We start from the raw sequence: 13,847 nt of genomic DNA, 5'->3' as shown, positions 1-13,847 counted from the left end.
CGGATACCGGGACTGAAAATCGGGCTCGCCGCCGGAGAACGGCGATGTGCGAGCGCCTACAAGAAGTCTTCGACGTGGTCGGCGACCTCCTCGGGGGTGTCGCCGACGGGGACGCCCGCGTCGTTGAGCGCGTCGATCTTCGACTGCGCCGTGCCCGTGCCGGAGCCGGAGACGATGGCGCCCGCGTGGCCCATGCGCTTTCCCGGCGGCGCCGTGCGGCCGGCGATGAAGCCGGCGACCGGCGTGTCCATGTGCTCGCCGATGAACTTCGCGGCCTGCTCTTCGTCCTCCCCGCCGATCTCGCCGCACATCACGACGGCGTCGGTGTCGGTGTCGGCCTCGAAGGCCTCTAAGGCGTCGACGAAGGAGGTACCGATGATCGGGTCGCCACCGATGCCGATGGCGGTCGACTGGCCGAGCCCGCGCTCGGTGAGGTTGTCGACGACCTGGTAGGTGAGCGTGCCGGAGCGGGAGACGAGCCCGACGTTCCCCTCGGAGAAGATGTTACCGGGGAGGATGCCGAGCTTCGCCTCGCCGGGGGTGATGATCCCGGGACAGTTCGGACCGATGAGGCGGGTGTCGGTCTCGCTCAGCCGCTTGTTCACCTTCGCCATGTCCTGCGTCGGGATCCCCTCGGTGATCGCGACCGCGAGGTCGAGGTCCGTGTCGAGCGACTCGAAGATCGCGTCGGCGGCGAACGCCGGCGGCACGAAGATGACGGAGGCGTCCGCGTCCTCCGCCTCGACGGCCTCGTCGACGGTGTCGTAGACGGGGACGCCGTGGACCTCTTGGCCGCCCTTGCCGGGCACCGCGCCGGCGACGACGTTGGTGCCGTACTCGATCATCTGGCCGGCGTGGAACTTCCCCTCCCCGCCGGTGATCCCCTGGACCACCACTCTGGTGTCGTCGTCGACGAAAATGCTCATTGGGTCACCTCATCCGCGTTCTTCACCGCGCGCTGGACCGCGTCCTCCAGCGTCTTCTCGACCTCCACGAGGTCGGTGTTCAGAATCTCCATCCCCTCCTCGGCGTTCGTGCCAGCGAGCCGGACGACGACCTTCTTGGGAATCTCGTCGAACCCCTCTAAGGCCTCGTTGATCCCCTTGGCGACCTCGTCGCCGCGGGTGATCCCGCCGAAGATGTTGAACACGACGGCGTCGACGTTGTCGTCGGAGAACACCATGTCGAGCGCCTGCGTGACGCGCTCGGCCTTCGCGCCGCCGCCGATGTCGAGGAAGTTGGCGGGCGCGCCGCCGTAGTAGTCGACCAAGTCCAGCGTCGTCATCACGAGGCCGGCGCCGTTGCCGATGATGCCGACGTTCCCGGAGAGGCGGACGTAGTCGAAGCCGTACTCGCCGGCCTTGCGTTCGAGGTCGTCCTCGTAGGACTCCTGGGCCATCTCGGCGAGGTCGGGCTGGCGGAACAGCGCGTCCTCGTCGATGTTCATCACGGCGTCCGCGGCGACCACGTCGCGGTCGCCCGTGATCATGACGGGGTTGACCTCGATCTCGGAGGCGTCGTTCTCCTCGTAGAGGTCGTACAGCGTCGAGAGGATCGAGGCCACGTCGAGCGCGACGTCGGCGTCGACACCGGCCTCGTAGACGACCTTGCGGGCCTGGTACGGGTGGAGCCCGAACGCGGGGTCGACGTGCTCGCGCGCGATCGCGTCGGGGTTCTCCTCGGCGACCTCCTCGATGTTCACGCCGCCCTCGGTCGACACCATCAGGACCGGCTTCCCCTCGCCGCGGTCCATCGTGACGCCGACGTACAGCTCGTCGACGAAGTCGACGCCCGCCTCGACGAGGACCTGGTCGACGGTGTACCCCTTCAGGTCCATCCCGAGGATCTCCTCGGCGTACCCCTCGGCCTCCTCGCGGTCGGTCGCGATCTTGATCCCGCCGGCCTTGCCGCGGCCGCCCACGTGGACCTGCGCCTTGATCGCGGCCGGGTAGCCGATCTCGTCGACGGCGTCGAGGGCCTCGTCGACGCTCGTCGCGAGCCGGGAGTCCGGAACCGGGATCCCGGCGTCCGCGAAGAGAGACTTCGCTTGATATTCGTGAAGTTTCATCCGTGTGGGATCGGTACCGACGTCGGCTTAAATGGTTCCGATTCGGCGCGAACGCCGCGGCCGCGGGATCATCGTGGCGACGATCGCTGCGGTCCGTCCGCGACGCGGAGCGCTGCGGCCTGTCCGTCCGACACCGAGCGCTGCGGCCTGTCCGCCCGACGCCAAGCGCGCTGACCCGCCCGCGACGCCGAACGCGTCGCCGCCGTCAGTCGAACGTCCAGCTCGTCTCGACGTCCGGTGGGTCCGCCAGCGTCTGGTAGACGACGCAGTACTTCTCGGTGTACTTTTGAAGCGCCGCGCGGGTGTCCTCGTCGACGTCGCCGTCGACGCTGACGTCGAGCCGGAGGTCCTCGAACCCGACCGACGCCTCGTCGTCGACGCCCATCGTCCCGCGGAGATCGAGGTCGCCGCTGGCCTCGACCTCGATGTCGGCGTCGACGCCGAAGCTCTCGGCGACGGCCTGCGCGGTCAGCTGGGAGCAGGCGGCCAGCGCGCCGAGGAGGAGGTCGCCCGAGCAGGCGCCCCCGCCGGGGCCGCCGGCACCCTCGTGGAGCTCGGCCTCGTAGATCGCCCGGCCGATGTCGACGCTACACGACCGGGCGTCGCCCTGCTCCTCGCCGGTCGCGGACAGCGTGATCTGCGCCGCCTCGGGGTTCTCCTCGTACTCCTTTTTCAGCGGCTCCTGCTCGGCCTGTAAGTCACTCTCAGCCATGTCCGGCACTCACACGCTCTCGCAAAAAACGTTCTGCTGGCTTCGGTCGACGGTCGAGCGCGCGTCGGTCCCGAGGGCGTCAGTCCCGGGCGCCTCGCCCGCGTCGTCTCAGTCCTCGTCGCCCAGGATGACGCGGTGGGTCATCGCCTCGGGGTCGAGCACCTCGTCGGCCTCCTCCTCGGTGAGGTAGCCGGCCTCGACGGCGGCCTCGCGGACACTCTTGTCCTCCTTCAGGGCCGTCTTCGCGACCTTGCTCGCCTTGTCGTAGCCGATCGCGGGGTTCAGCGCGGTCGCGAGCGCCATCGACTGCTCGACGCGCGTCTCGCAGTGCTCCTCGTTGGCCTCTAACTTCCCGACGAAGCGCTCGCCGAACGTCGCGGCGACGTTCGAGAGCAGCTGGGCGGACTCAAGGAAGTTGTGCGCGATGACTGGCTTATAAAGGTTCAGGTCGATCTCGCCGCGGGCGGCGCCCGCCGAGACGGCGGCGTCGTTGCCGACGACCTGCTTGTGGACCTGGTTGACCGACTCGGCGACGACCGGGTTGATCTTTCCGGGCATGATCGAGGAGCCGGGCTGGTTCTCCGGCTGTTCGACCTCGCCGAGGCCGTTCCGGGGACCGGAGGCGAGCAGCCGCAGGTCGTTGGCTATCTTGTTGAGGCTGCCGGCGATCGTCTTGAGCGCGCCGTGGCCCTCCGCCATCGCGTCGTGGGCGGCCTGCGCCTCGAAGTGGTTCTCCGCCTCGCGGAACTCGGTGCCGGTCTCGTCGGAGATGTACTCCGCGGCGAGCTCCGGGAACTCGGGATGGGTGTTGAGCCCGGTCCCGACCGCGGTGCCGCCGAGGGCGAGCTCGCGGAGGTTCGACTGGACGCCCTCGGCGCGCTCGATCCCCTTCGCGACCTGCGTGCGGTACCCGCTGAACTCCTGGCCGAGTCGGATCGGGGTGGCGTCTTGGAGGTGCGTCCGGCCGGTCTTGACGACGCCGTCGAACTCGGTCTCCTTGGCCTCGAGCTCGGCGTGGAGTGTCTCTAAGGCCGGCACGAGATCCTTCTCGACCGCCTCCAGCGCGGCGACGTGCATCGCCGTCGGGATCACATCGTTCGACGACTGGCCGTAGTTGACGTGGTCGTTCGGGTGGACGACGCGGTCGCCGATCTCCGCGCCCGCGATCTCGGCGGCGCGGTTGGCGATCACCTCGTTGGCGTTCATGTTCGAGGAGGTGCCGGAGCCGGTCTGGAACACGTCGACCGGGAACTGGTCGTCGTGCTCGCCCGCGATCACCTCGTCGGCGGCGGCGACGATGGCGTCGGCGGTGTCCTCGTCGACGAGGTCCAGATCGCGGTTCGCCTGCGCGGCGGCCTTCTTCACGACGCCGAGCGCGCGGATGAACCGCCGGCTCATCGGGATCCCCGAGACGGGGAAGTTCTCGACGGCGCGCTGGGTCTGTGCGCCCCAGTAGGCGTCCGCCGGCACCTGCATCTCGCCGAGGCTGTCCTCCTCCGTGCGGTAGTCGTCACCCATGCGCCGACCTTCCCGCGAGACGCTGTAAAAGGTACTGGAAGGCGCCAGCGCGCGGGAATATGCGATCTGGTACCGCATCAATTGGTAGCATGCGACAGTGACGGGACGACGCGATAAATCGAGACAAAACGGCCGAAAATCGGCGCAAACGCTTCGCCCTTATATATCGCTCCGTCGGCAACGGCCGGGCGCACATGAGCTCGAACGACTCCGCGATCGGAACTGCGCTCGACCGCGACACGGTCCGGTCGACGAGCAAACTCCTGATCGGCGCGCTGGCGGTGGTGGGCGTCCTCGCGGTCGTCACGCTGCTACCGGGGATCGACCGGCTCGTCCCCTTCGCCCCGGTGACGTTCGCCGCGGTCGCGACGGCCGTCGTCGCGCTCGCGGTGGCGGGCATCCTCCTGTACGCCGCCCCGAAGTTCGCGCTGTTGACGCGGCTGGCGCTCGGCGGGGGCGACGCTGACGGGGACGCTCGCCCGGACCGGATCGTCGAGAACGCGGGCGGCGTGGTCCACTGGCTCGTCGTCTTCGGCGCCGTCCTCGTCGCGTACCGCGGGCTCGCCGGCCTCGCGGTACCCGTGTTGAACGGCGCCGCGTGGGCGTACGACGCCGCCTTCCTGTTCGTCGCGCTCGTCCCCGTCGTGTTCCTCGTCGCCCGCCTGACCGTCACGGTCGACCCGCTCGCCGAACTGGTCGCCGACCGCGTCGCGGGCGACGACGGCGCCGCAAATGGCGACGGCGCCGGCGACGACGGCGCCGCAGACAACGACGGTGCCGGCGACGACGACGCCGCAAATGACGACGGCGCCGGCGACGACGGCGCCGCAGACAACGACGGCGCCGGCGACGACGGCGGGGACGACTCCGACGAGACGATCGCGGCCGAGAGGGACGAGGACGGCTGATCGGAATTCCGATTCTGCGGCGCCTTATTTAAAAACGAACGGGAGCGTTACGAGCGCCCCGTTGAGCCCGAACGCGACCAGCATCAGCAGTCCGAGCGGGGGATCGTCGCCCGGGTAGGTGGCGAGGACGACGAGCGCGCCGAACCCCAGCGCGGCTAGCCCGACCGTCAGCGCGGCGTCCGACCACCGGTTCCACGCGTCGTCGAGCGCGGGTTCGAGCCGCGCGAGCGGCCAGTCGGGTTCGGAGTCACCGCGGGCGCGGTCGGAGCGGTCGGTCCACGGAGTCTCGTCGGCCGCCTCGCCGAGCCACGCGTCGCTTTCGGTGGTCGTCTCTTCGTCGTTCGCGAGGGGCGGCTCGTCACGCCCGAGCAACTGACGGGCTCCGGAGCGGCCCGCCGAAGCCAACAGCGTCGCGGTCCCGAGCGCGGCGAGCCCGCCGAGGACGGCCGGGGACGTGACACGCGCTTCGATGGCGAGAAAGAGCGCGACGAACGCCAGCAGCGAGACCGCGGCGAGGACCCCGCGCGCGGCGCGGACGAGTTCGGATCGCATCGGTGTGGAGGGTGGAGTGTTGGTGGGGGTCCGCGGAGGGTGCGACCGGTCGAGCGGTCAGGCCTCGTCGACCGGGAGCAGTCCCGCCTCGCGGAGGTCTGCGTCGAGGCTCCCGTCACCGTGTTCCGCGTACGCCTCGGGAGTGTACGTCTTGATCTCTAAGGCGTGGACCGAGCGCGTCATGTGGTCGCCGACCGCGTCGTACACTAACTGGTGCTGGTCGACGAGCGACTCGCCCTCGAAGGCGGGCGAGACGACGACGGCCGCGAAGTGAGCGTCCTCGTCCTCGTCGTCGTGGATCCGGGGCGCGGTCACGCGGGCGACCGCGTCGGGGAGGTTCTCCTCGATGAGGTCTGCGACCTCGTCGGGTGCGATTGTCATGGGCCCGCTCGGTCGCGGAGGGGCAAAAGTCGACCGGCCCGGGGCGGTCCGGATCGGCGCGGTTCGGACCGGGACCGCGGCGAGAGCGCGGGCGCGGCTCGGACCGGGACCGCGACGAGAGCGCGGGCGTTACGCCCGGTCGAGTCGAGAGAGCCCGTGCCAGATCGCGTCGACCAGCCGCGACTCGGGGTCGTCGTCGGAGGCGGTCTCGTCCCACCCTCGCGCGATGGCGTCTTCCAGCACCGCGAGCGAGTGGTTCTCGAAGTTGTTCATGCCGCGGAACGACTCGAGGGCGTCGCGGGCATCGTCGCCGAACTCGGCGGTCGGCTCGCCGTCGTAGAAGCCGAGGTCGACGAGCGCGGACTGGACGCCGACCGCGCTCTCGCCGGTCAGCTCTCGGGTCTCGTCGGGCGCCTCGCGTTCGAGGAGGGTCACGTCGTAGATCTTGAACACGCGCTCCAGCTCGTCGATCGGCCGCTCGTGGTCGTCGACGCGCACGTCGACCCAGCGGTCGTTCTTGCCGTCGTAGCCCCCCTCGGGCTTGGCGACGTACAGCGCCGCGGACTGCTCGCCGCGCTTGTCGCCGCCCGCCTCGTTGCCCGCGTGGAGCGCCGCGATCAGCCGCTCCGGGAGGCCGCCGTCCGTCTCCTCGAAGGCCTCCGCCATCGTGTCGAGGGTGTCGGCGTTCTCCAAGATGTTGCCCTGGACCGTGTAGTGATCCCCCTGCCTGTCGCCGGCGTGGTCGTGGCACTCGTCGCCGGTGAACGCCGCGGGCTCCTCGTCGGTGTCGACGTCAACGACGCCGACTTGACGCGAGGGCGCCTCCTCGTCGGCGGCCGTGAGCCGATCGATCGCCTCGGCGGGCGCATGGCCCTCGCGGAGCAGATCGAGGCCGTCGGGGCCGTAGGCGACGTTCGCGAAGCTCTGCGTGGCCACCGCGCCCGCGTCGGCGCTCACGAACGGGACCACGGCGCCGACGGCGACGAACTTCGACTGGACGGCGACGCCGACCGCGCCCGTCTCCGGGTCGCGCGCGGCGATCGAGAACGTCGAGGGTCGAGGTGGCATGCGGGACATGTCGTGGGCGCCGCGAGCTTAAATCCGCCCGTCTCGCGGCAACCGGACGAAGGGGAGTCAGTCGAGACCACGGCGCCGCCGGCGGGACGCCGGCCGATCGCCGCGTCGCAGTCGGGGTCGCCGCGGCGCGGTTCTGAACGCTTATCCCCGACGACCGACTTCGATCGGGTATGAGCGACGACGACGCCGTCGATGTCGAGTCCCCCGACGACGCCGAGGGCGACGCGGCGAGAGCGAACGGCACGGCGGAGGCGGCCGCCGAGGGAGCGGCGGGCGAGTCGGCCGGCAACGAATCGGCCGACGGGGAGCCGAGCAGAGACGCCTCCGACGCCCGCCGCGACGGCGAGGCGATCGCCGCGGCCGTCGCCGAACACGACGAGGCGCTCGCGCGGGAGGTCGCGGCGCTGGAGGCGGACCTCGCCGAGACCCGCGAGGCGCTCCGCGAGCGCGACGAGGAGGTCGAGGAGCTGACGAGCAAGCTCGCCCGCGTGAAGGCGGACTTCAGCAACTACAAGGAGCGCGCGAAGCGGAAGCAGGAGGACATCCGCGAGCGCGCCTCCGAGGCGCTCGTCGAGCGGCTCACCCCTGTCCGAAACGACCTCTTACGCGCGCTCGACCAGGACGAGGGGAGCGACCTTCGGCCCGGCGTCGAGTCGACGTTAGAGAAGTTCGACGACGTGCTCGCCGAGGAGGGCGTCGAAGCGATCGACCCCGAGCCGGGCGAGGAGGTCGACCCCGCGCGCCACCAGGTGATGCTCCGCGTCGACAGCGACCGCCCGGAGGGGACGATCCACGAGGTGTACGAGCCCGGCTACGAGATGGGCGACCGCGTGCTGAGCGAGGCGAAGGTGACCGTCAGCACCGGCGGCGGGGAGTAGCGCGACGGCTCTCCCGAGACCGATCGGCGCGGGTCCCGTTCACGACCGAATCGCCGCCTCGTAGGCGTCTACCAGCTCGTCGAGCCCCGCGTTCGGTTCGGCGGCGTGCGGCACAGACAGCGGCGAGACCGACACCTCGCCGTCGACGACGGCGCGGCGGTCGGTCCCCACGGGATCGGGCACGTTGCCCTCGTTCATGCGGCCCCAGATCGGGTCCGAAAAGCCCACGCGACCGTCGCCGTTCTGTTCCGCGCGCATCCCGTACCACGTCGAGGGCGTCGTGACCCGGAGCGGCGCGCGGTCCGCGTCCGCGATGGGCGCGTTGACGTTGAGGTAGTCCGCGCGGTCGAACACGCCGGCGTCGGCCGCCTCGTCGAGGAGGAACCGCGTCGCGCGGACCGCGTGCGCGAAGTCTTTGGGCTCGAACTCCCGTTTCCACCAGTCGTCGCCGCCGGGCACGTACATCGAGGTCGCCACCGCGGGCACGCCGAAGAACGCCGCCTCGACCGCCGCGGAGACGGTCCCCGACCGGCCGAGCGTGTAGGCGCCGAGGTTCGCCCCCTCGTTGCAGCCGGCGATGACCGCGTCGGCGTCCGTGACGAGTTCGTCGAGCCCCGCGACGACGCAGTCCACGGGAGTGCCGTCTACTACGTACCCCAGCTCGTGGTCGTCGACCGCGACGTCCTCGGAGAGGCGGCGGCCGACCGAGGACTGGTCGTCGGCCGGCGCGACGACGGTCACCGCGTACTCGTCGGCGAGCGCCTCGTACAGCGCGCGGAGCCCCGCGGCGTCGACGCCGTCGTCGTTGGTCAACAGGATCCGGTCGGCGCTCATACCCGTATCACGGGCGAGTCGGCCAAAAGTCCACCGTCGGTCGGCGGCCCGACGGCACCGAAGCGGCCGGAGACGCGCCCGCACCGAGGCGGCCGTCGACGCCGAACCGAACGGAAAAGCACACGTATCGCCGGGCCGACGCGTCGGTATGGGATTCGGGGACACCGCCAAGAAGATCCAGACGCTCGCCGACCGCGCGGAGCGCACCTACAAGAAGATCAGCGAGCTGCGCGACGAGGTCGACGAGACGCAGGAGACGGTGATAGACACCTCCGAGCGCGTGAAGACGCTCGAAAACGAGATGGCCGAACAGCGGGCCGTCCTCGACGCGGTCGCCGAAGAGGTCGGCGTCGACTTAGAGCGCGTGAGCACCGAGGCGCACATCACGGACGCCGAGGAATCGGCGGCCGCCGAGGGCGCCGAGGGCGATTCGGACGCCGCCGCCGACGCGGACGACGATTCGGCCGCGAGCGCGGACCCCGACGCGAGCGACGAGGACGCCGCTTAATCGTCGCTCGGGGCCGACTCGGCCTGTGAGACGACCTCGGCCGGCACGCCGGCGACGGTCGCGCCCGGCGGCACGTCCTCCGCGACGAGCGAGTTCGCGGCGACGCGTGCCCCCTCGCCGATCGTGACGCCGGGGAGGACGACCGCCCCCGCGCCGATCATCGCTCCCTCCTCGACGACCACGTCGCCGAGGCGGTACTCCTCGCGGAGGAACTCGTGGCAGAGCAACGTTGCGTCGTACCCGATTATCGCGTCGTCCTCGACGGTGATCCGCTCCGGCCAGAACACGTCCGGCGTCGACTCCAGTCCCCACGCGACGCCGGCTCCGACCGTGACGCCGATCCGACGCAGCAGCCAGTTCTTCAGCCGGAGGCTCGGACAGATCCGCGCGAGGACGATCACGACGTAGTTGCGGACGACCGCGAGCGGCGACTTCGCGTCGGGCCACGACCACAGCGAGTTGCGCACGCCCGGCGTCGGGAATCGATCGAGGCGGTCGCTGCGGGCGGGGTCCGCGTCGTCGCGCGTCGGGTCCGAATCGGCTTCGTCACGCGTTCCGGCCGCGTCGTCGTCTCTCACGTCACGCCGTTCGGACGGCGAGAATAAAAGGGTCGCTCCCGGCCGCGACGGTTCGGGACGCAACGGCGACGGCTCGGGGCGGCCGCGGCCCGGGGGACCCGCGGCCTCAGCTCCGGAGTTCGTCCATGTGATCGATCCGGCGCTGAACGAGGTCCGCCTTCCCGATGTCGTGGCGGATGCGGACGCGGTCGCCCGCGGCCGCCAGCGCGTCCTCGGCCTGTTCCTCGGCCGCCGCGATGGAGTCGCCGCGGCCGACGACGGCGAACGCGCGCGACGTGGTCGTGTACAGGCGGCCGTCGCGCTCGTCGACGCTCGCGTAGTAGAGGAGCGCGTCGCCCGCGCTCTCCTCGTCGACCGCGATCTCGGCGCCCGCGTCCGGGTCGGTCGGGTAGCCGTCCGGCACCGTGTACTTACAGACGGTCGCCTCGCCCGAGAAGGAGAGCTCGGGGAGCGGCTCGCCGTCGCGGGCCGCGGCGAGCACGTCGACGAACGGCGTGTCGAGAACGGGCAGCGTGTTCATCGCCTCCGGGTCGCCGAATCGCGCGTTGAACTCGACGACCTTCGGCCCCTCGTCGGTGAGCATGAACTGGCCGTAGAGGACGCCCTTGTAGTCGGGGAGCGCGTCGACGACCGCCTCCAGCACGTCGACGGCGGCCTCGTAGTCGCCCTCGCGCATGAACGGCAGCGAGCGGCCCGTGTCGGAGTACGACCCCATCCCGCCGGTGTTCGGCCCCTCGTCGCCCTCGTAGGCGCGCTTGTGGTCCTGGACCGCGGGCGTCGTCCGCACGTCGCCGTTCGCGACGAACGCCTGGATCGTGAACTCCTCGCCGACGAGCCGCTCTTCGAGGACGACGCGGTCGTAGTCGGAGTCGCGGAGGTACGCCTTCGCCTCTTCCGCGGTCACCTGATCGCCGATCACCTTCACGCCCTTGCCGCCGGTGAGGCCGGCGGGCTTGACCGCGAGGTCGCCGTCGTACTCGTCGATGTACTCGCAGGCCGCCGCCATGTCGTCGAACACCGCGTAGTCGGGACAGCCCGGAATCGCGTGCTCCTCCATGAACTCGCGCTGGTACGCCTTGTCCGTCTCCAAGCGCGCCTCCTCGGCCCGCGGGCCGAACGCGTAGACGCCGGCGTCGTCGAGCGCGTCCGCGACCCCGGCCTCCAGCGCCGATTCGGGGCCGATGACCGCGAGGTCGGCGCCCACGTCGGTCGCGTAGTCGGCCACGGCCTCGGCGTCGGTCTCGTCGATCTCCTCGAACCCCTCGGCGAGTCGTCGGATCCCCGGGTTCCGGACGCTCGCGCAGGCGTACAGCGCGCAGTCGTCCGCCACGGCGCGGGCGATCGCGTGTTCGCGCCCGCCGCCCCCCACTAAGAGTACGGTCTCCGTCATGTCCGACGGATTCCCGCACGGTAGTGTAAACCTTACCCTCTGTTCGGTCCGAGATGTACATAATCGTGGCTATATTCGGGATCGAGCGCCGGCGCTCGTCCCGGCCCGGACGCCTTTTGCCCCGCCGGGCCGAATCGGGCGTATGTCACAGCCGACCGAGCGGAACCGCCTCGACGGGGAGGCGAGTCCCTACCTCCAACAGCACGCGGACAACCCCGTCAACTGGCAGCCGTGGGGCGACGAGGCGTTCGAGCGAGCGCGCGAACACGACGTGCCGGTGTTCGTCTCCATCGGCTACTCCTCGTGTCACTGGTGTCACGTCATGGCTGAGGAGAGCTTCGAGGACGAGTCGGTCGCGAGCGTCGTGAACGAGTCGTTCGTCCCGATCAAGGTCGACCGCGAGGAGCGCCCGGACGTCGACAGCACGTTCATGACCGTCTGCCAGCTGGTCACCGGCGGCGGCGGGTGGCCGCTCTCGGCGTGGTGTACGCCCGAGGGGAAGCCGTTCTACGTCGGGACCTACTTCCCGCCCGAGCCGCAGCAGAACCACCCCGGATTCCGCGGGCTCTGCGAGCGAATCGCCGACTCCTGGAGCGACCCCGAGCAGCGCGAGGAGATGAAGCGGCGCGCCGACCAGTGGGCCGAGAGCGCGCGCGACGAACTGGAGTCGGTGCCGACGCCGGACGCGGAGGACTTAGATGGAGAGGGGACCGACTCACCGTCCAGCGAGGACCTGCTCGACACGGCCGCCGCGGCCGCGCTCCGCGGCTACGACGAGGAGTACGGCGGCTTCGGGAGCGGCGGCGCGAAGTTCCCGATGCCCGGCCGGATCGACCTCCTCATGCGTGCGTACGCCGGTCGCGGCCGCGACGCGCTCCTGTCGGCCGCGACGGGGACGCTGGACGGAATGGCTAACGGCGGGATGTACGACCAGATCGGCGGCGGGTTCCACCGCTATGCGGTCGACCGCGAGTGGACGGTCCCCCACTTCGAGAAGATGCTGTACGACAACGCCGAGCTACCGATGGCCTACCTTGACGGCTACCGGCTCGCGGGCGACCCCGCCTACGCCCGGGTCGCAAGCGAGTCGCTCGCGTTCCTCGACCGCGAACTGCGCCACGACGACGGCGCGTTCTTCAGCACCCTCGACGCGCGGAGCCGGCCGCCCGAGAGCCGGCGAGGCGACGATAAGGGCGACGCCGACGACGACGAGGACGTCGAGGGCGCCTTCTACGTCTGGACCCCCGAGGAGGTCGACGCCGTCCTCGACGAGCCGGCGGCGTCGCTCGCGAAGGAGCGGTACGGGATCCGGTCCGGCGGCAACTTCGAGCGCGGCACGACCGTGCCGACGATAGCCGCGTCGGTCGAGGAACTGGCCGCGGACCGCGACCTGTCGCCCGAGGAAGTCCGAGAGATCCTGACCGAGGCCCGAACTGCGCTGTTCGACGCCCGGGAGACGCGGCCCCGGCCCGCCCGCGACGAGAAGGTGCTGGCCTCGTGGAACGGGCGAGCCATCTCCGCGTTCGCGCGGGCGGGAGACGCCCTCGGCGAAGAGTACGCCGACATCGCCCGCGAGGCGCTCGACTTCTGCCGCGAGCGGCTCTACGACGCCGACGCGGAGACCGGCGCACTTGCTCGTCGCTGGCTCGACGGCGACGTGCGCGGGCCGGGGTACCTCGACGACTACGCGTTCCTCGCGCGCGGCGCACTCGATGTCTACGCCGCGACAGGAGATCCGGAGCCGCTCGGGTTCGCTCTCGACCTGGCCGAGGACCTCGTCGACGAGTTCCACGACGTCGACGACGGGACGATCTACTTCACCCGCGACCTCGACAGCGAGGGGGCCGCGGAAGGCGGCGAGAGCGCCGGGGGCGCCGACACCGGCCCCCTCATCGCGCGACCGCAGGAGTTCACCGACCGGTCGACCCCGTCGAGCCTCGGGGTCGCGGCCGAGACGCTCGCGCTCCTCGACGGCTTCCGGACAGACGGGGAGTTGCGCGAGATCGCCCGGCGCGTCGTTCGCACGCACGCCGACCGGGTCCGCGGGAGCCCGCTGGAACACGCCTCGCTCGTGCGGGCCGCGGACGTCGTCGAGACCGGCGGCATCGAGGTGACGATCGCGGCCGACGAGGTACCGGACGAGTGGCGGGACACGCTCGGCGAGCGGTACCTGCCGGGCGCGCTGGTCGCCCCGCGCCCGGCCACGGAAGCCGGGCTCGACGAGTGGCTCGACGACCTCGGGATGACCGAGGCCCCGCCGATCTGGGCGGACCGCGGCGCGACCGACGGCGAGCCGACCGCGTACGTCTGCGAGGGGTTCACCTGCTCGCCGCCGCGGACCGACCTCGACGCGGCGCTGGAGTGGCTGGAGACGCGGGAGTCGTCGACGTAGCGACGGCGGCGCCTCGGATCGGAACATCCCGAGGTCCACCGGGGGCGACGG

At 70.9% G+C, this 13,847-nt stretch carries 14 protein-coding genes; 4 read left to right on the top strand and 10 right to left on the bottom strand.

Annotation, left to right across the window (positions count from 1 at the left end; genetic code table 11):
- Window positions 1–56: 56 nt before the first annotated feature.
- The 4 genes from sucD to J7656_RS08250 all read right to left on the bottom strand — a co-directional run bounded on the left by sucD (window position 57) and on the right by J7656_RS08250 (window position 4,298).
- On the bottom strand, window positions 57–926 hold the full coding sequence (sucD, locus tag J7656_RS08265; RefSeq protein ID WP_007344742.1) for a succinate--CoA ligase subunit alpha: 870 nt from the start codon (window positions 924–926) through the stop codon (window positions 57–59).
- Window positions 923–2,068: an ADP-forming succinate--CoA ligase subunit beta gene (gene sucC / locus J7656_RS08260; protein WP_017343346.1), complete on the bottom strand. Its 1,146-nt coding sequence runs from the start codon at window positions 2,066–2,068 to the stop codon at window positions 923–925. The genes sucD and sucC overlap by 4 nt, the downstream gene beginning before the upstream one ends.
- Window positions 2,069–2,273: 205 nt before the next feature.
- On the bottom strand, window positions 2,274–2,780 hold the full coding sequence (locus J7656_RS08255; RefSeq protein ID WP_211553022.1) for an OsmC family protein: 507 nt from the start codon (window positions 2,778–2,780) through the stop codon (window positions 2,274–2,276).
- A gap of 108 nt (window positions 2,781–2,888) precedes the next feature.
- Window positions 2,889–4,298 (bottom strand): class II fumarate hydratase, encoded by a 1,410-nt coding sequence (locus tag J7656_RS08250; protein ID WP_017343348.1) that lies wholly within the window; start codon window positions 4,296–4,298, stop codon window positions 2,889–2,891.
- Between the two features lie 194 nt (window positions 4,299–4,492).
- Here J7656_RS08250 and J7656_RS08245 point away from each other — a divergent pair, with 194 nt between their 5' ends.
- Window positions 4,493–5,206: a hypothetical protein gene (locus tag J7656_RS08245; RefSeq protein ID WP_017343349.1), complete on the top strand. Its 714-nt coding sequence runs from the start codon at window positions 4,493–4,495 to the stop codon at window positions 5,204–5,206.
- A 24-nt stretch (window positions 5,207–5,230) separates the two neighbouring features.
- Here the strand turns inward: J7656_RS08245 and J7656_RS08240 are convergent, their stop codons facing one another.
- From J7656_RS08240 to J7656_RS08230, 3 genes are all read right to left on the bottom strand, one after another.
- On the bottom strand, window positions 5,231–5,758 hold the full coding sequence (locus J7656_RS08240) for a hypothetical protein (protein ID WP_017343350.1): 528 nt from the start codon (window positions 5,756–5,758) through the stop codon (window positions 5,231–5,233).
- Between the two features lie 57 nt (window positions 5,759–5,815).
- Window positions 5,816–6,139, bottom strand: a complete 324-nt coding sequence (locus tag J7656_RS08235) for a BolA family protein (RefSeq protein WP_017343351.1) — start codon at window positions 6,137–6,139, stop codon at window positions 5,816–5,818.
- Window positions 6,140–6,268: 129 nt separating this feature from the next.
- Window positions 6,269–7,207 carry a DUF1028 domain-containing protein gene (locus tag J7656_RS08230; protein ID WP_017343352.1) on the bottom strand — a complete coding sequence of 313 codons (939 nt, stop codon included), beginning with the start codon at window positions 7,205–7,207 and terminating at the stop codon, window positions 6,269–6,271.
- 179 nt (window positions 7,208–7,386) lie between these two features.
- On the opposite strand from J7656_RS08230, the gene J7656_RS08225 reads away from it, so the two are divergent.
- Entirely contained in the window at window positions 7,387–8,094 is a 708-nt protein-coding gene (locus J7656_RS08225) for a nucleotide exchange factor GrpE (RefSeq protein ID WP_017343353.1), read from the top strand.
- 39 nt (window positions 8,095–8,133) lie between these two features.
- Here the strand turns inward: J7656_RS08225 and surE are convergent, their stop codons facing one another.
- Window positions 8,134–8,928: a 5'/3'-nucleotidase SurE gene (gene surE / locus J7656_RS08220; protein WP_017343354.1), complete on the bottom strand. Its 795-nt coding sequence runs from the start codon at window positions 8,926–8,928 to the stop codon at window positions 8,134–8,136.
- Window positions 8,929–9,076: 148 nt separating this feature from the next.
- Here surE and J7656_RS08215 point away from each other — a divergent pair, with 148 nt between their 5' ends.
- Window positions 9,077–9,436, top strand: coding sequence for a DUF5798 family protein (locus tag J7656_RS08215; RefSeq protein ID WP_017343355.1), 360 nt, complete (start codon window positions 9,077–9,079; stop codon window positions 9,434–9,436).
- Here the strand turns inward: J7656_RS08215 and J7656_RS08210 are convergent.
- Both J7656_RS08210 and purD read right to left on the bottom strand, forming a co-directional pair.
- A complete protein-coding gene (locus tag J7656_RS08210) occupies window positions 9,433–10,014 on the bottom strand; it encodes an acyltransferase (RefSeq protein ID WP_017343356.1) in 582 nt (193 codons plus the stop codon). The genes J7656_RS08215 and J7656_RS08210 overlap by 4 nt on opposite strands.
- 106 nt (window positions 10,015–10,120) lie before the next feature.
- Window positions 10,121–11,404: a phosphoribosylamine--glycine ligase gene (gene purD / locus J7656_RS08205; protein ID WP_211553021.1), complete on the bottom strand. Its 1,284-nt coding sequence runs from the start codon at window positions 11,402–11,404 to the stop codon at window positions 10,121–10,123.
- A gap of 142 nt (window positions 11,405–11,546) precedes the next feature.
- On the opposite strand from purD, the gene J7656_RS08200 reads away from it, so the two are divergent.
- Entirely contained in the window at window positions 11,547–13,796 is a 2,250-nt protein-coding gene (locus tag J7656_RS08200; RefSeq protein WP_017343358.1) for a thioredoxin domain-containing protein, read from the top strand.
- The last annotated feature ends 51 nt before the right edge of the window (window positions 13,797–13,847 follow it).

The organism is Halorubrum ruber, from assembly GCF_018228765.1.
In the GTDB taxonomy this organism is placed as follows: Archaea; Halobacteriota; Halobacteria; order Halobacteriales; family Haloferacaceae; genus Halorubrum; species Halorubrum ruber.
The sequence above is the reverse complement of the archived record's forward strand: the minus strand, read 5'-3'. Positions and strand labels throughout refer to the sequence as shown.